A 19,916-nucleotide genomic window follows, 5' to 3' on the forward strand; every position below is an offset into this window, starting at 1 on the left:
TGGACTGCCGCCCTTTGCCGCACCGACCTGGGTGGAGCCGTCAGTGCTGGTCATTAGCTGCCGGCGGGCTACGTCGATGGCCGCAATCGGGGTGCAGGCGAGGGGCTTCATAGGGCGCTCCGCAAGGCTGCAAGCGAGGTCTGGCCGAGGATCCGGTCGTCGCCGATCAGGCGGCGGGCTGCGAGCGTGAACTGTTCCTCGGCCTTGCCGGGCGGCCATGGCCTGATCGCGCCGGTCAGCTTCGGGGTGGCGGCCTTCGGGAATTTGGTGCCGGCCGGCGGGCCGAAGAGGGCGATGGCCTCGGCGCGCTGCATGCGCGCGTCCATGTCCTTGACCAGCTTCGCCTGCCGTTTCGTCCAGGCCTCAGGGCTCGGCAGACCAGCGGCGAAATAGATCGCCTCGTCCCATGCTGCCTTGCAGGCCGCGATCGCATCGTGAAGGTGGGTCTCGCCGTAGAGCTCTGCGCACACGGCAGCGAAAAGGTCGGCACTGGGGCGGATCAGGTCTCCAAGCGCCCATTCGTGCGCGTCGTGCAGGAGGAAAAGCGCCGCCTCGAGGCGGGTGGCGCCCTCGTTTTCCATCGCCTGCGCGCCCATGACACAGTGCTGCGCTACAGAAAGCGCCAGGCCCGGATTGCGCCCGTTGAAACGGGCGACCTTCGAAAGAGTGTTCGCGATCTCGGCGAAATCGACGATCTGGTGATCGGGGTTGCCCAGGTCGACAATGCGGCCATCGGCCCACATCGTCTCGACCGGATTATCGACAATACGCATGGCGGCTCTCATCAGAACAACCATGCGCCGAGCGCGATCATGCTCGAGGACAAGATAGAACCGGCGATAATTCCGATCATGAACGCGCCGAGACCGGAGCTGACCTGTGGCGCTTCGGCGAGCGGCACGGAATACCACTCGTTGCTGGGAAGGATGAAACCCGGCTGACGCTGACGGTCGATTATGTCAGGCGACCTACGGGATTGATTTTCGACGGGCGAAACTGCGACAGCGATGTCGGGGCGCGTGATGTAGCGGATCATGGGAAAATCCCCCGTTAAAAAACGAGCGGAATATTACCCAATATGTGTAACTTGTAAACCCCATTTTGTGTAGTATCGTCACTGCACGTATTGGGGCGCCTTCTTTGTTAGCTTGCGCCTAGTCGTAGCCGGCCTTGCAGGCCGCCGGACTTGTTTATGCTGCTTAGTCCGCTCCCGGGCAAGACGGCGAAGATTTCCCCGATCCACTCCAGGTGCACGTTCTCAATCGGGGCGGCATTCCAGGACATTAGATTCACGCCGGAAATTCCCTTCATGATCGTCTTAATGAATCGGCGCCCGTCCGCAGTCCGGACAGCGGCGTCCTCTCCATAGAATGCGTCTAGGGGTCGCTTTTGCTCTCGATACACAATGACAGTGGCGCCGTTCTTGTAAACGGGAAGCATTGAATCACCGCGCACGCGAAACGCCACCATTTCATCAGGCAACGGGAAGGGCACGTGGATTTGTTCGATACCTTCGGGAGGAACTTGCTCGAATTCCGGCATGATTTCCGCGCCGGCGCCGATGTAGCCCATCAGGGGAACGGTGTCTGGTGTTGAGCCTTCCAGGATGTCGGCAGGGCGAACACCAAACGCCTTCGCCAGGCGCCCAATATAGTCGGCGGTCAGGCGACGTTCTCCTCGCTCCAACTTCACATACTGGCTCTTGGAAACTCCCACCTCGTCGGCCGCTTCCTCTTGGGTCAAATTTGATTGGATGCGAAGATTCTTCAGATTGTTTCCCATGACGTGCAACTTCTCAAATCAGAGCTCACGCGTCTCACCACATTTTGGGGTTGTCAAAGCTGCACAAAATGGGTAACTACAGCTCATGGAACTCTCGGACTACATGCGTCGGAACAGGATCAGCCCCGAGGAGATGGCACTTCTCGTGGAGGAAGTGTCCGCTTCCGCAGTTCGTAAGTGGATGTATCGCGAGCGCGTCCCTCGACCGGAACAAATGCGCCGCATTGCAGAGGTTACCAGCTTTGCGGTTCAGCCAAACGACTTTGTTCTGGGTGTCCCTTCGGAGGCTGCAGAATGATGTGCGCCTTGTCATGCGGTCCCCCTTGATCTGATGCGTTCACCGTAACCCGCGCGTTTTCGCGGTTCACCAAAAGATTCTCCGAAAAGATTTCCTTGATTTTCAGGGAGGATGACTTGCGTCCTACGAATGAACACGACCGACGGGACCTGAAGGCGGCGACCAATCGCGCGCTGAGAAAGGTGGGGGCCGCAAATTTCGCGCCTGAGACCCGCGTGCGCGAGGCGCAGCTCTCGAAATACGGCTCCCTCGGTGACGATGAGAACTTCATGCCGCTCGATGTCGTTGCCGACCTCGAACGCGTCCTCGGCGACCCGATGATTACGGCGCAACTCGCTGCCCTTTCGGGATTTCGCCTCGTGCCCGATGCATCAGGCACGCGCCCGCTGACGATGGCGCAGGTCGGCGCGGTCGCCGATACCAAGGGGAAGCTTCTTTCCGCCCTCATCGCGGCGCTGCTGGACAATCACGTCGACCCGCACGAGCGCCGCGAATTGCTACCACTGGTGCGCAACGCGATCGCGCAGCTGCAGGATCTCGAAAAGGCCCTGATCGGCGGTGCGACGTGAGCGCGCGCGGGAACCTCTCGTTCAGCTGGTCCGAGGACGTTACGGCCAAGGCGCAGATTCTTTGGCGCGAAGGGCTATCGGCGGCGGCGATCGCCACCAGGATCGGAACGTCGCGTAGCGCCGTCTGCGGTTTTGCCACGCGCAATCGCGACCGGTTTCCGCAGCGGATCAACGCCGCCGGCCAGCGGGTGACGAAGTCGAAGCCTGCGAAGACCAAGCCCGCGAAAGTAGAGACAAAGAAGCCCAAGCGTTCGGTAATGCAGCCAGCACGGCAATCCATCCGTCTTCCCTGGGCTAATCCGTTGACGGTCGCCGAACGTTCCGCGGCGAGCACGCGTGATTTGTCGCGGTATCACATCGCAGGCCTGACGCCTGTCGCCTTCGCCGACCTCGCCAACGATCAATGCCGCTTCCCGCTCGAGGCCTTCGAAACAGTCTCGGGGCCGGCCTCGCCTTGCTGCGGCGGCAGGACAGCCGAAGGGGCGAGCTACTGCGCCGCGCACTATCGCCTGATGAGGGGGCGCTCGACATGAAATTGATCACTCAGTGCCCTCATTGCCGAAAGCCGCTTTGCCCCGGCGAGGTTATCGAACGCTTCTGCGAGAGCTGCGCCAAGCCGATCGCTCGCCCGGTGTGCGGGGTCGCCCATGGCTGACATCCGGCTCTTCATCCTCACGGACAATCCGCGGGACGCTGCGCTCGACGTGCTCGGCGTTTCGACGCTGATCGATGTTCCCGATTTCGTTCGCATCGTCAGCGACCCTGCGCAGATCGCCAGGCTGCCGGACGGCGCAAGAGGCATTGGCCGCTGGTACGGCGCCCACCGGTCCATGGCGGAGCTTGCCTGGATCGACCGTCGCGCAATGGGCGGCATCTCCGGCGTTTCCTCTGCCTTTCAAGATCGCCTCAACGAATGGAAGGCCGCCCGCCGAGCCGAGGAGGCAGCGTTGCTGAGACAGATCCTCGCCGGAGAGGCAAGGGCAACTTTCGCCGTCGTCGCGCAGGCGGCCACCCCCGAAACCATCAAGCCAAGGCAGAAATGGTCATGACATCGATTTCGCTTTTCTCCACGACGCCGACCTCCGTCTCGCCAGAAATGTTCGAGGGCTTGCCCGCACACTCCCAAACCGAACTGGTGCTGCTGCTCTCGGAGCGCCGGGCGACGGTCGCTTCGATCGGCAAGGCTGTCGGCCTCACCGCCGGCGATGTCGTGGCGATACGCGCCCATAAGCCGCTCTATCGGCCGCCGAATCCCGATTTCGTCGCGAGCGTTGATGACGCCGGTGGCCGTCCGAAGAAAGGGCAGATCAGCGGACCAGCGCGCCGAGTCCTGCGGCTCTTCGCAACGTCCGAAGACGGCATGCTTCAAATCGATCGCGACACCATCGCACACCGCGCCGATCTCAGCGTCGGCGCTGCCAAGGCGGCACTCGATCAGCTCCGCGAGAAGGAAATGATCGTGCTCAACAGGAAGGGCAAGGCGGGCAGCCCTGCCATATGGGCGTTGGTGGACACGGGGCGCGAGGCGCTGGCTCGGATCCTCGACGGAGACGGCCATGCGTGACCGTCCCCAGCGCATCCTCCTGATCGTCGCGCCGACGATTTTCGAATGCCGTCGTGCGATCGAATCATTTGGCCTCGACCTCGGCCATCTCGATCGCATGCGTAGCGTCACGCGCGCGCATCACCTGCGCGGCTGGTCGCGGGGAACGCCCTTCATCGCCATCAACCGGGAGACCTGGTCCCGCGATCAGCAGGCATGGGACCTTGATCGGACACTCGACGCCTGCATCGTCGCCGGCCGCCTGCGCATCGCCAGCGAGCGCGACCTCGAGGAACTTCGCATCAGGAGTGTTGCATGACCTCAAGCCTCAATCACCGTAGGCCATCGCGGCTCCTGACGGCAAACGAAGCGGAAATCTGCCTCGAGCTTTGGGCGACGAAGCGCTTCGATACCTTTGACATCGCCCGGCTCCTTTGTGTGGGGGAGGATGCAGTCGCCCGAACGATACAGGCAGCGCGCGATATCGCCCGCCAGATGCGCGCGCATACACCGGCGCGGGGGGAGGCGTGATGCGCGCGCGCTATTTCACGGTCTGGGGCGGATCCGGGTTCTCGTCAGGATTTGGCACCGGATCCTCGTCCGGGAGCCTCGGTGGATCAGGTTCCTTGATGGGCGGTGCAGGTTCGATCGGCGGTGGCACTGGCGGCGGCGGAATGTCGTCGCCGGGATTGACGGGCAAGCTCATGGCAAAAACTCCTTTACAAGAGGCCAACTCGCTCACACCCCCTGATGTTCCGAGTTCATTTCGCCTGCACGAAGATGCCCGCCGCCTCGCAGGCCTTGATGAACGCCGCTCGCGCAAACTCCGGCGGCTCCTTTCCGCCCAACACCTGGATGCAGGCACGCCGCGCGGTTACGTGCGCCGGTCCAGTCTCGTCGAGCGGCCAGTGCATAAGAAGGAAGTCAGCAGCCTCCAGAGCGCTGGTGATGGCCAGCAGCTTTCCCAGTTCCTCCGTCACAACGTTAACGGGGATACTCCATCTCATGGGATCCATGGACGTTCTCTCGCGGATGTAAAATCGGCGTCTGGAAGACGGTCTCATCATAAAGTGTTTCCGGTAAGACCGAGGGGAAAACGATGAGCGACGCCCGTTTTTCCATCATTCCGGGGTGGATCGTCACGGACCCGCGCCTGAAGCGACGCGACCTGCAGGCCTGCCTTCTCGGCCGCCAGACGAGCCGCAAGCACGGCTGGTGCCGCCGCAGTCAGGTGAAGATGGCAGAGGAGCTTTCCTGCGCGCGCGACCATGCAGGCCTCCATCGATCAGCTTGTCGAGATCGGGGGTGCCGATGAGCGTCGGGACTAATGACATCGACGAATTCATTGAGCGCGCGCGCCGGGTTAGCGTCGTCGAGGCGGCCACGGCTGCCGGCCTGAAACTGACGCGCAAGGGCTATGCTGGCCCTTGCCCGGCCTGTGGTGGCAAGGATCGATTTTCGGTCAATCCCGCCTTGCCGGCATGGAATTGCCGAGGTGCCATCGGCGGTCGCGACGGTATCGGGCTGATGGCCCATGTACTGGAACTCGACACTCGCTACCGGACTGGCTTCCTCGAAGCGTGTGCGGCGGTACTGGGGGAAGCCATCCCGCAAGGTGGCGAGCGCGAAAGCGACGAGGATCGGGCGGCGCGCCTTGCCCGTCTCGCTGAGCGCCGTCGAAAGAGCGAGGAAGACGCGGAGAAACAGGCCGCCGACCAGAACAGCTTTCGCGAACGCGAGATGAAGAAAGCGAGGGGCATTTTCTTCAATGCTGGCGATGCGGCCGAAACCGAAGCTGCGCGCTATCTCTTCCTCCGAACCGGCTTCGAAATGCCCACGGGCGTTTTCGAGAACATCAGGTTCGACCGGAATCACAGCTTCTGGCACGGGCAGGACGAATTCGGCCGCCCTGTCTCGCCATTCTCCGGGCCGGCGATGATTGCGCCCTTTGTCGATCTTGCGGGCCATGTCACCGGCTGCCACGAAACATGGATCGATGTTGAGCGCGGCCCGAAGTTCCGGCCTGATCTCGGCGTTGATAACAAGGGCCTGCCTCTGCCGACAAAGAAGATGCGCGGCACCAAGAAGGGATCGCTCATTCCGCTTCTAGGCGAGATGACGGCACTGCGCTGGCTGGGCGGCGAGGGTATTGAAACGGTTCTGGCGGTTGCCGGCGCCGAAGGCTTTCGGGCGGACACCTTCTATTTCGCCACCGGCGACCTCGGTAACCTCGCCGGGCCTGCTGACCAGCGCTCCGCCTTCAGCCATCCGACGCTGAAAAAGACGGATGCGAAGGACGTGCTGAAACCGGTGCGCGTGCAAGGGCCGATCCCGAAGCCGGATCAGGCGCCCGACGATGCCGTCCAGATCGCCGATCACGTCACGACGCTCGTGCTGCTCGCCGATGGCGACAGCGAGTTCGTTATGACCGCCGCCGCCATGGCCAGAGCCGAGGCCCGGCTCGCCCGCGCGACGCGGACAATCGATATCTGGTGGCCGCCCGAAGGCGACGACTTTGCGAGCGCCATCGTCCATGCCATGCAAGAGGAGCCTGCCTAAGTGTCAGACAAGCCAAAGAGCGGCATTCCCGAAGCCGTTGCCCGCATCATCGCGCAGGCGCAGGCGCAGCGTGGCGGATATCATCAGAACCCGGACCCCCTGACTGTCGTCGAGCCGGAAGCCGAAGACGCGTCCGTCGAGCTTTCCCCCGAGGAAATCCTCGAGAACTGCGCGCGGGAGCCGGAGACGGATATCGGCAATGCCAGGCGCTTTATCGAGCGCTATGGCGATCGCATCCTGCATGTAACCAATGTCGGCTGGCACGGCTACACCGACGGGCGCTGGCTAGAGGATGCTTCGGGTGCGGTCGTGCGTCGGCTGGCGCACCTGACCGCGGAATTCATCGACGACGAAGCGGTGATGCTGGATTGCTCGGAGGATGAGCGGGCCAAGATCGAGGCCGGAAAGCTCGCCATCGAGGAACTGAAAAAGCTTGGCAAGCCGGACAAGGAATGGACGGTCAAGGATATCGACAGGCACGATGCGCTGCAGGATGCCGTGAGGGCCATGCAAACGGTCAACAAAGACCGCGACGGGCGCATGTCATCGCGGCACGGCCATGCCAAATCCTCGGCCGGATCGTCGAAGCTGACCAACATGATGAATGAGGCAATCCCGTATGTCTCCCGGGAGGTCAACGATCTGAACGGCGACCTTCACGCCATCAATTGCCGGAATGGCACCTTGCGCTTCTTCTGCGCCAAGGTGAGCGGTTCGCGCAAATGGGCGATCCGCCTCGATCGCCACCGGGCCTCTGATTTCATATCCAAGCTCGCCCAGGTGGACTTCGACGCCAAGGCCGCCGCACCGCTCTTTGCGAAGTTCCTGCAAAAGGTGATGCCGAATGTTGATATCCGCCATTTCCTGCAACGCTACATGGGCTATTGCCTCTTGGGCCTGACGGTCGAGCAATGCCTGTTGTTTTTCTATGGGGCGGGCAGGAACGGCAAATCCACCTTCGTCGACCTCATGGTCGAGATCCTCGGCGACTACGCCGTCTCCATGTCGATCGACAGCTTTGCCGGCGACAGTAAGCGCGCCGGAGCGGAAGCGACGCCCGACCTTGCGAGGTTGCCAGGCGCCCGTCTGGTTGCAGCGTCCGAGCCGGAAATGGGCGTGCGCCTCAAGGATGCGCTGATCAAGGCCTTGACCGGCGGCGAGGTGATCGCCGTGCGGCGCCTGCATCAGGACTTCTTCGAGCTGGTGCCGCAGTTCAAGATCATCCTGTCGGGCAACCACAAGCCTATCATCCATGACGATTCGGATGGCATCTGGCGGCGCGTGCACCTGGTGCCTTTCGAGATCCAGATTGCCGAAGAGGAGGTGGACCGCGACCTGCCGCGAAAACTGCGGGCAGAGAAGGCGGGCATCTTCGCCTGGATGGTACGGGGTGCGCTGGAATACCTCGAACATGGTTTGCAGGTGCCAGCGGGTGTCTCGGCCGCCACGGCGGAATATCGGGAAGAGAGCGACCCGATCGGCGCCTTCCTGCGCAATGCCTGCCGTGTCACCGGCAGCGACGAGGACCGGTGCAGCCCGGAAGACCTGTTCATCGCCTATACGAATTACGCCAAGCGGGAGGGCCTGTCGGAATTTAAACAGGCGACCTTTACACGGCGATTACCCGACCAGACGCGCAAGAGCTGGCGCGGCCCGGATGATCTCATGCATCAGTTTCGGCGGGGACGATCGAACGGCACGGTTTATTACGGCATCCGAATCCGTGACGAATTCCGATCCAGCGGGCAGGACGCACCGCCATCATCGCGCTTCTACTCCGACGACGAGCCGTTGCCGGAGACCTGGTCATGACGTTTCACCCGGACCCTTCGCCGGACGGGCAGGGCATCAGCCCTGAAATCCGGCCTTTCTGCCCGCCTTCCAAGGGTGTGGGTGGACACGAAGGACACGAGGCCCTGTGCCCCGGACTGCTGCGGACAGCAAGGCGCTCGGGGAAACTGAAACGGTTTCAAAGACTTGCGCACCTAGGACAGCTAGGACAGCAATTTTCCGGGTTTACATCATGCGCGTGCGCGCAGGTGAACCGGCTTTATCGGCATTGATGATGAAAAAGGCGATAGCGCCTCGCATCACATAAACCCGGCAATCAACTGCCCTACCTGTCCAACCATTGATCTTATTAGAGAATATCTGTCCGCAGCATTCATCTATCTGTCCATTTTGAAAACGGATGCTGTCCTTCCTGTCCATAAGGGTCAAATGAGAGGGTAAAACATGAAAAAGGTGAGCATCGAACGTCTGCTGACATGGGCCTTTGCGGTGGAACTGGCAGGCTGGCGGCCGGAAGAGCGCGAAAATCTCGGATACGGATCCTCCGCCTGGTCGATAATCGAGCGGGTCGGCGCGCTCGGCACCCGTATCGATGGCGGGACGCCGCTAGGGCAGGCCCGGCGGGAGGAGCCCCAGGCCGATGCGCTGATCGCGGCCGATGCCGTGATGGGGCTTGCTGCGCGCGGCGGCTTTGATGTCGCGCCGGGCTGGCAGCCTTTCCCGGAATGGCACGACGGGCATGGGTTGGTGGCGGCCGAGGTGGCGCGCGTGATCGAGGAACAGCGTTTGCGGGGCGACATCGTCAATGGCGATCACGTCGTCACGCTCGTGTTGTCGTCGGCGGTGCTCGGCCACGGCCCGGACTGGGAGGCGGAAGAGCCGTTCGCGCAACCAGTCTCGATGAACGGGAAGCCCCGCTGGTTCGTAAAGCGCAAGGCCAAGGATGCTTTCGGCCGCATCTATGAGTATGAGGCCGATGGCCGCGACCCGGCCAAGCGCAGGCCGATGCGGGGTGCATATCGCAAGTACGAGCTGACCACGCCCGTCCGTGGCGCGATCCTCTCCCGGCTGGACTGGCAATTGTGGCAGGACGCGCTGGTGCATCTGCACGAATCGCTTGCGCCGCGGCTGGAAAATCACGTCCTTTTGCCGTTTCGCCCGGACAGGCAACCATGGGTACGTTTGGTCGAGGCTGCGTAACGTATTGAAAAGGCGCTGGAATGTCCGTCAGTTTCGGCTCTTGAACTGCGCCAGTTGTTTGACATAGTGTAAGCACACTGAAAAAGGTCAGAGAAACCCGCTAGGCGAACGCCCGGCGGGTTTCGCCGTTTTCGGCCTTTGAAATCCTTTTCGGATGGAGGCTGTCATGCACCCGCCGCTGTAATGGCGGCTATCCTGACAAGAGGCTGGCGATGTCGCTTACGATCAAATGGGGCGACGTCTCCGGCATTCAGCGAACGGTGAATGTGCTCGGGCGCCTGAATGGCGCGCAGAAGCAGTTGGTGCTGCAGCGGGCGGTCAACCACACCGGCGCCAAGGCCCTGACGCAGGTCAGCCGCACCTTGGCAAGGCAGACCGGCTTGCCCTATGGCACGATCAAGTCGGCGCTGAAGGTCCGAAAGGCCGGCGGTGCTTCGATCTCGGCCACGTCCCGCACGATCAACGTGTCGGAAGGCGCAAGCCTCGTCTATGAAATTTCCTCGTCGGGTGGGGACATTTCGCTGAAGTACTTCGGCGCGCGCGAAACCCGGGCGGGTGTATCGGCAGCACCTTTCGGCAAGCGGCAGCAGTTTGCGGGCTCGTTCATCAAGGGCGGGCGCTTCCCGAACCGTGTCGCGGCGAAAGGCCTGCATGGCCATGTCTACCGGCGCGCGGGTAAGGACCGGCGTCCGCTCGACTTTCTCGACTCCGGCGTCGTCATCCCTTCCGAGATGGTGAAGGGCGCGACGGCGAGGGTGTTCATGGAGACGGTGACGAAGGACTTGCCCGACCGTGTCATGCACGAGATCGGCTTTCTCGTTCCCGGCTTCTTCGACTGACCGGCAGCCCACCCCCCGGGGTTAGGGACCGTACCGGCGCTCTCGCCCCCGACGGGCGTACGAGCGCCTGAGATTTTACCAGTAGGTGTCGTTGAAAGCGGTACACGCAACACACGTGCTTGCACGCGTGTCCTGCACGGATGATGCACGATGGAAGAAGACTGGATTTCGATCACGGAGGCCGCGACCCGGTTGACGGCGCGCGGTGATGCCGTCGACCGGTCGACGCTGTCGCGCTATCTCAAGCAGCACAGCGAGGCGCTGGCGCTTCGTCCGTCAGGAAAGTCCAATCTCGTCGAGTTCGGTGCTCTGCTCGAACATAGGCAGGCCAATATCCGTCTGCGGCCGATGGCGGCTGCGCCCACCTCGGCGCCGCCCTCAGCTGCGCGGGGCGGGGTGCCGGCGCAGCGCTTTGCCGGTAGCCAGTCCGACGGCGCGGCACGCAAGGCCCAGGCAGACGCAGAGCTGCGCGAGATGGATCTCGCCGAGCGCCGCAAGGAACTGACGCTGGTTGCGGAAGTTGACCAGGCCGGACGCGATGCCGTCGTGCTGATGCAGAGCGCCTTCGAGCGGGCGGTGGAGAGCGAGGCGGCGACACTTTCGCTCAAATATGGCTGGGACGAGCGGACCGTTCGCCTGGCGCTGAAGAACTTCATCAAGAGCGGGCTCAGCGTCTTCAATCGCGAGATCCTGATGCGCCTCGATGCAGCACGGCGCGAGGAGGAGGCGGTCGAGGCCGGCATGATCGAAACCGCCGAAGGGGTATCGCTCCAATGACGATCCATGATGTGCGGCTGAGATTTCCTCGGCTGCCCCGTGGTTCTACCGTGCTTTTCCGTGGGCTCGAGGCCGCGAGCCGCCCGGTCGAGGACCTCACTATCAGCGAGCATGCAGACCGGCATCGCAAGGTCTCGGCCGAGTCAGGTTCCCCCTGGCCCGGCGATTTTCGCACGGACCGCGTGCCCTATCTGCGGGAACCGCAGGACTGCCTGCATCCGGATCATCCGGCGCGGCGTGTCACCTGTCGCTGGGCGGCGCAGCTCGGCAAGTCCACGGCGATCGAGAACTGGTTCTGCTTCGTTGTCGACCAGGCGCCGGGATCGATGATGATCGTGTTGCCGACGCTGGAAGAGGCGACGAAGTTCAACAGGATCAAGCTGCAGCCGACGATCGAGGCCAGCCCGCGCATCAGCCACAAGGTGATGCCGGTTAACAGCCGCGACGAGGCCGGCTCGACGACATCGTTCAAGCGCTACGCGGGTGGCTTCTGCCAGGTCGTCAATGCAGGCTCTTCGAAGGGTCTGCAGATGGTGTCGATCAAGTATCTCGCCATGGACGAGGTGACCGGCTATCCGAAGGACGTCGATGGTCGCGGGAGCCCGCGCGACCAGGCGCGGACCCGGCAGAAGATGTATGGCGATTTTGCCAAGGAATGGCAGGGTTCGACACCGGGTATTGCCGGCGAGTGCGTGATCACCGCCGATTTCGAGGCCGGCGACAAACGCTACTGGTATATGCCTTGCCCCCATTGCGAGGTGTTTCATCCGTTCGTGTTCGATCAGATGCGCGGACCGGATGAGGCGCACGGGCTGCCTGTCCATTTCCGCTGCCCAAAGTGCGACGGGGTGATCCTCGATGGCCACAAGGGCGAGATGGCACGGCGCGGTGTCTGGATCGCCAGTCGGGTTCGGGAAGGCGAAGCGGCCGTGCCGCTGGCAATTCCGGCCGGCGAGATCGCCGATTACCAGTGCCCGCCCTGCGAAGGGCGGTGTCGCGACCTGCAGCCGAGCTACCATCTCTGGGCGGCTTATGCGCCGCGAGAGCGATGGTCCGACGTCTGGGATCGATGGCAGACGGCGCAGGGCGACACGACAAAGTTGCGGGTGTTCTATCAGCAGGACCTGGCTGAGCCATACGATCCCGGTGGCCTGACGGTTGAATGGGAGAAGATCGTCGATGCCGCAAAGGGCGCTTTGCGGCCGGCGCGAAAGATCCCGGTCGACGCCGGGCTCATTGTTTCTGCCGCAGACGTCCAGAGCTACGGCATCAAATGGGTCGTCTATGCCATCGGCCCCGGTGAACAATTCTATCTCATAGATCGTGAGGTGTTCGAGGGTGCACCGGAGCAGACCGACGAGCCCTGGATTGCGCTGGCCGATGCGCTAATGCGAACCTACGAGACCGCCGGCGGCGGTGAGAAGGGTATCGACCTTTCGGGCGTCGATGCCGGTTTCGCCACCGATCGCGTCTACCGCTTTTGCGCCGGACGGCCGAACGTCTTCGCCCTTGACGGTCGCCATCAGCCTGGTCTTCCGTGGCTTGGCACGCCGAGCAAGAAGGACATTCGCGATCACCGCAAGCGCATCATTGCCAAGGTGATGCTCTATCCGGTCGGCAACTACGACATCAAAACGGCGGTGATGGCCGGGCTCGCCAACCTCGTCCAGGGGCCTGACGAAAAGGGTAACTGGCCGCGGGGCACGCTGCACATGGCCGCTTCGCTCTGCGACCAGAGCTTCGCCGAGGAAATGACGGCGGAGCGGCTCGTCGATGCCGAGGAGGAAGCTCGGGAGATTGTCAACCGACGTGCTCGCCGGCTGATCAATCCCAAAGCCGGGCGGGTCTGGAAGAAGGTCATCGGCCGGGCGAACGACTGGTTCGACGCCACCGTCTATGCCTTTGCGCTAGCGTGGCAGCTGAAGAACCAGCGTCGCCTCAACGCCGAGCGGTGGGCCGACCTGCTGATCAGCGTGCACGGCAAGCCGGCTGAACCGGATCTCTTCAGCGTCGCCGAAGAGGGTCCGTTTGCGGGTAAGCCGAAGCGGCCCCCGCGTGAAAAGAAACCGAACCGATGGAAGAACCGTTGACGAAGCCGAGGATCAGAGTGCCTGCGGGGCGCGCCGTGCACGATGGAGCGCAGGCGCGCCCGCGTGCCTATCTGCGCGACACCCGCTCCGGCGTGATCGCTGCCCGTCCGGCCTATCTTCGCGAGCATCGCGACGAGGTGCGCCGCGTATGGGACCGAACGGCAGCACTCGCCATGGATCTGATTCAGAATTCGGGGCGACTGAAGGGTGCATGCGACCAGATCCTTGCCGACACCGTCGGGACGGAGCTGACGCTCAACCCGCAGCCCGACCTTTCGGGCCTCGGCTACGACGACAAGGAGCGAGCGGACTTTATCGCCCTTGTCAAAAAGCGCTGGAAGATGTGGGCGTGGAACGCCGCCGAGTGCGATCTTCGCGGCAAGCTGACGGTTCCGCAGATGGCAGATATCGGCCTTCGCTGGTGGATCGCCTTCGGCGAAAGCACCGGCGTCATCTCCTATATGGACCGCGGTCAGCGCCGGCGCTATGGCATCGCCTCCGGCACAAAAATGCTGTTGGTTCCGCCTTCGCGCCTGGTGCGCGAGACGCGCGAACTGGAAGGCCTGCATCAGGGCATCTTCCATGACGAGAACGGGCGGGCCACGCACTATCGGTTTCGCACCCGCGAGACCGGCCTCAGCATCACACGCGACTATGCGGCGCGCGATCGAGAGGGCAGAACGCTCGTTCTGCACGCTTTCGACCCGATGGACGCCACGGACGTCCGCGGGATTTCGTTGCTGGCGCCGGCGTTTCGCCGGCACATCCAGCATGAGATTCTCGACGATGCGACCCTGCAGATGGCAGTGCTGCAAACGATCTTTGCCATCACGCTGACCAGCGACGCTCCGAGCAAGGATGCGTTCGAGGCCATGGCGGCGCTCAATGACGAGGCGCTCGAGGGCGAGTTCGTCGACTACATGAGCGCTCGGCTGGAGAAAGCCGCAGAGTCCAGCATCAACGTCAGCGGCGACCCGACGGTGTCGCACCTGGCGCCCGGTGAAAACCTGTCCTTCGAGACGGCGAAGATTCCGGGTGGCGAGTATCTGCCGTTTGCCAAGGCTCTTTCGCGCGACATGGCCCGCGCGCTCGGCGTCACTTATGGCGGGCTGACGATGGACTATTCGGACGCGACCTATTCGTCTGTCCGGATGGAGACGTCGGCTCTTTGGCCCGTCGTTCTGCGCCGCCGCGAACGCATCGCCGCTCCGCACTACCAGGTGCCCTACGAGGGCTTTCTCGACGAGGAGATCGGCGAGGGCCGTATTCCCTTCAAGGGGGGATACGAGGCGTTTGCAGCCAATCGCGAGCGGATCAGCTGGGCCTTGTGGCAGGGTCCGGCGAAGCCGACCGCGGACGACGGCAAGGCCGCCAAGGCCACCTCGGAGCGGCTCGCCAACGGGACGACGACGCTGGCGCATGAATGCGCCGAAATGGGCCTCGATCCCGACGAGGTGTTCGAGCAGCGGCTCATGGAACACCAGCGATATGTCGATGCCGGCATGCCGTCGCCCTTTGTCCGCAATGTCGGCGGCGGCCAGCCGGGACGTAGCGGCGAAGAGGACGACCAGGAGAGGGCGGAACGGTAATGGCCACGGTCAAGATGAACGGGACTGCCGTCGATGGCGACGATCCGTGTGCGCTCTACCAGGCGCTCTATGCGGTCAAACTGCAGATCCTGTCGGGCGAGCGGGTCGAGGAGATGTCGATCCAGTCGCCGGTCACCCGCGAAATGGTTCGCTTTTCGTCGACGAACATGGCGGCGCTCGATCGTGAGCTCGAACGCCTTTCCGCCGCCTGCAACCTTAAAACCAGCGGACGACGCACACGCTTCGCAAAGCACATCCGCTTCACGTGAGGAATCTAACATGGCTGTTCTGGTGAACGGCGAGCTCGTGCTCTACGGGTTTGTCGGCGAGAGCTATTGGGGTGACGGCTTCACTTCGCGCGAGGTGATCGACGCGCTCGCCGAGATCGGGCGGGACACCGATATCGTTGTCCGGATCAATTCCGGCGGCGGATACGTCGACGACGGCGTCGCGATCTTCAATTCGCTCGTTGCTCATAAAGGCAAGGTCACCGTCGTGGTCGACGCGATGGCCGCGTCCAGCGCCTCGGTCATCGCCATGGCGGGCGACGAGCGCATCATGCGCAAGGGCGCGATGATGATGATCCACGACCCGTCCTCGGTCGTGTGGGGCACGGCGGCCGACATGGAGCGGGCCGTCAAGATGCTCGAAAAGCACGCCGAGAACCTCGCCGGCATCTATGCCGAGGTCACCGGTGAAGATCTCGGCGACATTCGCGCCGACATGAAGGCCGAACTTTGGCTGACGGCCGACGAGGCTGTCGAGCGCGGTTTTGCCACGTCGGCGAACGACGACAAGGCCAAGGCCGCCGCGGCTCACGACTACAGCATTTATGCGCATGCGCCGGAGCGCCTGGTCGCGCTCACTGGCCGGAAAAACTGGTCTCACACCGAGGCCCGTCCCAAGGCACTGGCGTCCGCCACTGCCGCCAACCGTCAAACGAAACGGGAGAAATCCATGCCGACGGAAAACAGCCAGGCGGACATGACCTCCGCCGATACCGCGAAGGCGCTCGCCGACGCAACCGCCAAGGCGCAGGCCGACACCAAGGCCCGCATCAAGGCGATCACCACCAGTGAAGAGGCCACCGGGCGTGAGGCCCTCGCGAGCCACTTCGCCTATGAGACCGACATGACGGCAGAAGCCGCGGTGGCAGCGCTGAAAGCCGCGCCGCAGGCGTCCGCCGGCAACGGCGCTGGAGAAAGCTACGAGGCCCGCCGTCTGGCCGCCTCGGCGCTTGCGCAGCCGGGTGGCGAAAAGACGGCAGCCCCATCCGTGGCCGCCAAACTCAACCCGACGGCGATCTTCAATGCCCGCCGCAACGCAACGAAGGGAGCCTGACATGGAAACCTTTACCGAAAGCGCGCGCCCGCTCGCCTTTCTCCTGTCGGAGGCCAACGGGCTCCTGTCGCGTGACACGGTCACCATCGCCTCCGGCGCCGGCAAACTGGAAGCCGGGACAGCGCTCGGCCAAGTCACGGCTAGCAAGAAGTACGTCGCCTCGCCGCACGCCGAGGTGGCCGGCAACGAAGGCGCCGAAACCGCCATCGCCGTGCTCGCCTATCCGGTCGACGCGACCGCCGCCGACGTCGAGGCGGTTGTCGTCAACAAGGATGCCGAGGCCAAAGCGCCGATGCTGGTGTTCCACGCCTCGGTCAACGACGCCACGAAACGCAACGCCAAACTGACGCAGCTCCGCTCCGTCGGCATCAAGGCCCGCTAAGGAGAGCCCCCATGCCTGGACAGAATACCCACACCGGCGATCCCTACAGCCTGGAGAGCCTTACCGCCGCCGTCAACCAGGAGCACTATCGCCCGGGCCAGATCAGCGCCTCGGGTCTCTTTGAGGAAGACAGCGTCACCACGACCATCGTGTCGGTGGAATTGCGCGACGGCAAGCTTGCCCTTGTCGAACCGTCCGAGCGGGGCGGCCCGGGCGAAACGACCGACCAGGAAAAGCGCACGAAGGTTCCGTTCGAGGTCGACCACTACCAGCGCGACGACGCCATCAAGGCCGACGAGGTCCAGAACGTTCGCGCCTTCGGGACGGAAGACACGCTGGAGGTACTCGAAGATCGCGTCAATCGTCGTGCCCAGCGCCATGCAGCGGATCTGACGATGACGCTCGAGCATCAGCGCGTCGGCGGTATCAAGGGCATCGTGACCTCGAAGTCCGGCAAGGTCCTGCACAATCTCTATAACGTCTTCGGCATCGCCGTTCCCGCGGCTGTCGCGCTGGAACTCGATGTCGAATCCACACAGGTGACGAACCTGTGGCAGGACGTCGTTTATTCGATCGAAGATGCCCTCGACGAACCCTATGACGGGCTGCACGTCTATACCGGCCGCGATTTCCACAAGCGCATGTGGCAGCACAAGTCGGTCCGCGAAACCTTCCTCTATGGTAGCGGCGCGGTCGTGCTGCGGCAGGACGTTCCTGACGTCTTCGAGTTCGGCGGTGCGACCTGGGAGCGCTACAAGACCGGCGCGCGGGCAACCGAAGACGCGGGCGCGCCTTACATCGCTACCGATCGCGCCCGTGTCGTGCCGAAGGGCGTGGCAGGTCTGTTCATCACACGGTTTGCGCCTGCGGACTACAACGAGACCGTCAACACCCCGGGCCTTCCCTTCTATTCGCGCGCCGTGGCGAAACCCAACGGCAAGGGATACGACCTCGAAGTGCAGATGAATTCGATTTCGCTCTGCACCCGGCCACAGGCCCTGCGCGAGCTGACGCTGACCTGATTTCCGGGCGTCCGCGATTTCAATCAGCCGGGTCATCTGGCCCGGCTGTTCATCCCACTTGCTGCGTTTGCGCACAGGAAGGAAAGTCATGAGCAAAAAGATGTTTATCGCCCTCCCGGCCGGCGGGCTGCTGGATCGGGCCGCCATGGGCACCGACAAGGATGTCGAGGTTTCGCCTCACAAGCCTATCGCGGTTCCGGTCGCCTATGGTCTATCGCTGGTCCACAACCGTTTCGCTGTGGAGGTGGATGCCGAAACGGTGAAGAAGGTCGGCGGTTCCGCCAAACAGCCGGCCAGCACGGCAGACGAAGTCGCCGCTGCGCAGACCGCAGTCGCCGACGCGAAGGCTGCGGTCGATGCCGCAGGGGCCGACATGGTCGCCAAGGCGGATGCCGAGGCCGCACTAAAAGTCGCCGAGGAAGCACTCGCGAAGCTGAAGGGTTAGGGCGATGGATTTCGGCGCAGTGCGTGAAAGGCTGCCCGGCCTGACGCGGGCCGTGTTTGGCGAAGACATTGCCATCGTTCCGCGTGTCGCGGGTGAGATGGGCGAGCGCGACGATGGAGATCGCACCCGGCAGGATTCCGTCCGTGCGCGCTACGATGTCGATCCCGGCAGCGAGCAGCTGGGTGATCGCCGGGAGGCCAAGAACCGTGTGTTCGGGACGCTGGCCCGCACGACGTTTTCGATCCAGCGAACGGCGCTCGCGTGGATGCCGCGCGAGGGCGACATTGTTCGGCGCGCAAACGGAGATCAGTTCCGCGTCGACGCGGTCAATTGCGACCAGCCCGGCCTGGTCATCCTCTACGTTTCGAAGGTCAAGTCATGAGCATCGTTCGTCAACTCCTGCAGATCGCCGCAGTTCAGGCGATGCGCGGGCGGACCGTTGCCAAAGAGGCCATCTTCGACAGCCGTATTGGCCCGCTTCCCGATATCCTCAAGGGCGAGGAAAAGCCGATCCTCGTCGTCTCGATCGAGGAAAGCGAGCAGCCCGAGGACGGTGGCAATGACGCCGGTTTCTTTGGCCGCAGCATCCGCTTCACGATGCTTGTGCAGGCTGCGGTCGCATCGGCCGTCAGCGTCGATATCGACGGCGAAGAAACAGTCACCGTCGGTATTGGCGAGACCGATGCCGGATATGAAGCGACGTTGAACGTCCTGGAACGGCAGTGGCGAATGGCGTTGAGCAAACCGGCAGATGCCTGGGCGGAACTGTTTCGTGACCTCGTGATGAGGGTAGGCGTGATCCGGGATGCTCGCGGTATCAACCCCAAGAGCGGACATCGCCACGCTTCCCGCTTCACCGAGGTGGTGCTGACCACCGTGCCCGAGCCTGTGCCCGGGGAGGAATCGCAGGCGGTCGAGCGTGGTATCACCCTGCTTGAAGGCCATCCCGATTACGCCGAGCTCGGCGCTCTCCTCCGCTCGCTGCTGTCGGCGGGGGCCGCTGCCACCGACTGGCAGAAGCTTCGGCATCAGTTGTTCGGTTCCGAGCAGACACTGCTGGCCGTCGGCATCGCCCCTCTGGTGAGCGAGGAGGACACCTTGACGACGGCGATCTTGGAACGCACGGGCCTTTCCGGTGTCACGGTGACCGGTGATGCTTGAAGACGTTCTCGTCGGCATCGTCACCGACCTCCAGATGCTGAAGACGGCCTTCGGCAAGGCTATGAAAATGGGGCCGGTCGAGCAGATCGATCCCGTCAAAGGGTATCGGCTGAAGCTCGGGGAGGGACCCGACGGGCCTTTCCTGTCCCCCTGGTATCCGCATCCGGAGACCGGCAAGTCGAGCATCCCGTTGAAGAAGGGGCAGGTCGTGGGGGTCGTCAATCCGACCGGTGACCCGCGACAGGGCTTCCTGATTCGGGGCGGCTACTCGGAAGCCAATCCGTCGCCCAACGACAATATGGACGCCAACGTCTTCGAGGATGCGGGCGTCCGAATTACCGTCGCTGGCGGCGCGCTGCGGGTCACCGCAGGTGGCGTGACGGTGGTCATTTCCGGCGATGGCCTCGTCGTCTCCGGCGGCATGGTGCAGCACGACGGAAGGAACATCGGATCGACCCATACCCATGGCGGGGTCCTTCCGGGCGGAGCGAATACATCGGAGCCGAACTGATGACGGAACAACGTAGG

The 19,916-nt window shown here is 63.2% G+C and carries 27 protein-coding genes; 22 read left to right on the forward strand and 5 right to left on the reverse strand.

Annotated elements, in window-relative coordinates; translation table 11 throughout:
* Positions 1-107 precede the first annotated feature (107 nt).
* The 3 genes from HV823_RS12445 to HV823_RS12455 all read right to left on the reverse strand — a co-directional run bounded on the left by HV823_RS12445 (position 108) and on the right by HV823_RS12455 (position 1,782).
* The gene (locus HV823_RS12445; protein ID WP_246301222.1) at positions 108-773 is read right to left on the reverse strand and encodes a hypothetical protein; all 666 of its coding nucleotides are present in this window, start codon (positions 771-773) and stop codon (positions 108-110) included.
* Between the two features lie 11 nt (positions 774-784).
* Entirely contained in the window at positions 785-1,036 is a 252-nt protein-coding gene (locus HV823_RS12450) for a hypothetical protein (protein ID WP_176950029.1), read from the reverse strand.
* A 107-nt stretch (positions 1,037-1,143) separates the two neighbouring features.
* The gene (locus HV823_RS12455; protein ID WP_176950030.1) at positions 1,144-1,782 is read right to left on the reverse strand and encodes an XRE family transcriptional regulator; all 639 of its coding nucleotides are present in this window, start codon (positions 1,780-1,782) and stop codon (positions 1,144-1,146) included.
* A 414-nt stretch (positions 1,783-2,196) separates the two neighbouring features.
* Between HV823_RS12455 and HV823_RS12460 the strand changes: the two genes are divergently transcribed.
* From HV823_RS12460 to HV823_RS12485, 6 genes are all read left to right on the forward strand, one after another.
* Positions 2,197-2,649 carry a hypothetical protein gene (locus HV823_RS12460; protein ID WP_176950031.1) on the forward strand — a complete coding sequence of 151 codons (453 nt, stop codon included), beginning with the start codon at positions 2,197-2,199 and terminating at the stop codon, positions 2,647-2,649.
* The gene (locus tag HV823_RS12465; RefSeq protein ID WP_176950032.1) at positions 2,646-3,182 is read left to right on the forward strand and encodes a GcrA family cell cycle regulator; all 537 of its coding nucleotides are present in this window, start codon (positions 2,646-2,648) and stop codon (positions 3,180-3,182) included. The genes HV823_RS12460 and HV823_RS12465 overlap by 4 nt, the downstream gene beginning before the upstream one ends.
* 114 nt (positions 3,183-3,296) lie before the next feature.
* Positions 3,297-3,698: a hypothetical protein gene (locus tag HV823_RS12470; RefSeq protein WP_176950033.1), complete on the forward strand. Its 402-nt coding sequence runs from the start codon at positions 3,297-3,299 to the stop codon at positions 3,696-3,698.
* Positions 3,695-4,213, forward strand: coding sequence for a hypothetical protein (locus HV823_RS12475; RefSeq protein ID WP_176950034.1), 519 nt, complete (start codon positions 3,695-3,697; stop codon positions 4,211-4,213). The genes HV823_RS12470 and HV823_RS12475 overlap by 4 nt, the downstream gene beginning before the upstream one ends.
* The gene (locus HV823_RS12480; RefSeq protein ID WP_176950035.1) at positions 4,206-4,511 is read left to right on the forward strand and encodes a hypothetical protein; all 306 of its coding nucleotides are present in this window, start codon (positions 4,206-4,208) and stop codon (positions 4,509-4,511) included. The genes HV823_RS12475 and HV823_RS12480 overlap by 8 nt, the downstream gene beginning before the upstream one ends.
* Positions 4,508-4,723 carry a hypothetical protein gene (locus HV823_RS12485; RefSeq protein WP_176950036.1) on the forward strand — a complete coding sequence of 72 codons (216 nt, stop codon included), beginning with the start codon at positions 4,508-4,510 and terminating at the stop codon, positions 4,721-4,723. Before HV823_RS12480 ends, HV823_RS12485 begins: the two co-directional genes overlap by 4 nt.
* Before the next feature lie 10 nt (positions 4,724-4,733).
* Here HV823_RS12485 and HV823_RS12490 read toward each other — a convergent pair whose 3' ends face one another.
* Together HV823_RS12490 and HV823_RS12495 are read right to left on the reverse strand one after the other, a co-directional pair.
* Entirely contained in the window at positions 4,734-4,898 is a 165-nt protein-coding gene (locus tag HV823_RS12490) for a hypothetical protein (RefSeq protein WP_176950037.1), read from the reverse strand.
* A gap of 55 nt (positions 4,899-4,953) precedes the next feature.
* Complete coding sequence (locus HV823_RS12495; RefSeq protein ID WP_176950038.1) at positions 4,954-5,208, reverse strand: DUF982 domain-containing protein; 255 nt, start codon at positions 5,206-5,208, stop codon at positions 4,954-4,956.
* Between the two features lie 83 nt (positions 5,209-5,291).
* Here HV823_RS12495 and HV823_RS12500 point away from each other — a divergent pair, with 83 nt between their 5' ends.
* The 16 genes from HV823_RS12500 (at position 5,292) to HV823_RS12575 (ending at position 19,899) form a co-directional block, all read left to right on the forward strand.
* Positions 5,292-5,507 carry a hypothetical protein gene (locus HV823_RS12500; protein ID WP_176950039.1) on the forward strand — a complete coding sequence of 72 codons (216 nt, stop codon included), beginning with the start codon at positions 5,292-5,294 and terminating at the stop codon, positions 5,505-5,507.
* Entirely contained in the window at positions 5,504-6,751 is a 1,248-nt protein-coding gene (locus HV823_RS27355) for a DUF7146 domain-containing protein (protein WP_176950040.1), read from the forward strand. Before HV823_RS12500 ends, HV823_RS27355 begins: the two co-directional genes overlap by 4 nt.
* The gene (locus HV823_RS12510) at positions 6,752-8,563 is read left to right on the forward strand and encodes a phage/plasmid primase, P4 family (RefSeq protein ID WP_176950041.1); all 1,812 of its coding nucleotides are present in this window, start codon (positions 6,752-6,754) and stop codon (positions 8,561-8,563) included.
* A gap of 423 nt (positions 8,564-8,986) precedes the next feature.
* Positions 8,987-9,742, forward strand: coding sequence for a hypothetical protein (locus HV823_RS12515; protein ID WP_176950042.1), 756 nt, complete (start codon positions 8,987-8,989; stop codon positions 9,740-9,742).
* Positions 9,743-9,954: 212 nt separating this feature from the next.
* Positions 9,955-10,581 (forward strand): phage tail protein, encoded by a 627-nt coding sequence (locus HV823_RS12520; protein ID WP_176950043.1) that lies wholly within the window; start codon positions 9,955-9,957, stop codon positions 10,579-10,581.
* 150 nt (positions 10,582-10,731) lie between these two features.
* Entirely contained in the window at positions 10,732-11,358 is a 627-nt protein-coding gene (locus HV823_RS12525) for a hypothetical protein (protein WP_176950044.1), read from the forward strand.
* Positions 11,355-13,448, forward strand: coding sequence for a terminase gpA endonuclease subunit (locus HV823_RS12530; protein WP_176950045.1), 2,094 nt, complete (start codon positions 11,355-11,357; stop codon positions 13,446-13,448). The genes HV823_RS12525 and HV823_RS12530 overlap by 4 nt, the downstream gene beginning before the upstream one ends.
* The gene (locus HV823_RS12535; RefSeq protein WP_210270769.1) at positions 13,445-15,037 is read left to right on the forward strand and encodes a phage portal protein; all 1,593 of its coding nucleotides are present in this window, start codon (positions 13,445-13,447) and stop codon (positions 15,035-15,037) included. The genes HV823_RS12530 and HV823_RS12535 overlap by 4 nt, the downstream gene beginning before the upstream one ends.
* On the forward strand, positions 15,037-15,306 hold the full coding sequence (locus HV823_RS12540; RefSeq protein ID WP_176950047.1) for a hypothetical protein: 270 nt from the start codon (positions 15,037-15,039) through the stop codon (positions 15,304-15,306). Before HV823_RS12535 ends, HV823_RS12540 begins: the two co-directional genes overlap by 1 nt.
* A gap of 10 nt (positions 15,307-15,316) precedes the next feature.
* Positions 15,317-16,378: a head maturation protease, ClpP-related gene (locus HV823_RS12545; protein WP_176950048.1), complete on the forward strand. Its 1,062-nt coding sequence runs from the start codon at positions 15,317-15,319 to the stop codon at positions 16,376-16,378.
* 1 nt (position 16,379) lies between these two features.
* On the forward strand, positions 16,380-16,760 hold the full coding sequence (locus tag HV823_RS12550; protein ID WP_176950049.1) for a head decoration protein: 381 nt from the start codon (positions 16,380-16,382) through the stop codon (positions 16,758-16,760).
* A gap of 11 nt (positions 16,761-16,771) precedes the next feature.
* Entirely contained in the window at positions 16,772-17,782 is a 1,011-nt protein-coding gene (locus HV823_RS12555) for a major capsid protein (protein WP_176950050.1), read from the forward strand.
* Positions 17,783-17,870: 88 nt separating this feature from the next.
* Entirely contained in the window at positions 17,871-18,227 is a 357-nt protein-coding gene (locus tag HV823_RS12560; protein ID WP_176950051.1) for a hypothetical protein, read from the forward strand.
* Positions 18,228-18,231: 4 nt separating this feature from the next.
* A complete protein-coding gene (locus HV823_RS12565) occupies positions 18,232-18,609 on the forward strand; it encodes a hypothetical protein (protein WP_176950052.1) in 378 nt (125 codons plus the stop codon).
* Positions 18,606-19,388, forward strand: a complete 783-nt coding sequence (locus HV823_RS12570; RefSeq protein WP_176950053.1) for a hypothetical protein — start codon at positions 18,606-18,608, stop codon at positions 19,386-19,388. The genes HV823_RS12565 and HV823_RS12570 overlap by 4 nt, the downstream gene beginning before the upstream one ends.
* Positions 19,381-19,899 (forward strand): baseplate assembly protein, encoded by a 519-nt coding sequence (locus tag HV823_RS12575; RefSeq protein WP_176950054.1) that lies wholly within the window; start codon positions 19,381-19,383, stop codon positions 19,897-19,899. Before HV823_RS12570 ends, HV823_RS12575 begins: the two co-directional genes overlap by 8 nt.
* Positions 19,900-19,916 lie beyond the last annotated feature (17 nt).

This window comes from Mycoplana rhizolycopersici, from assembly GCF_013378445.1.
Lineage (GTDB): Bacteria > Pseudomonadota > Alphaproteobacteria > Rhizobiales > Rhizobiaceae > Mycoplana > Mycoplana rhizolycopersici.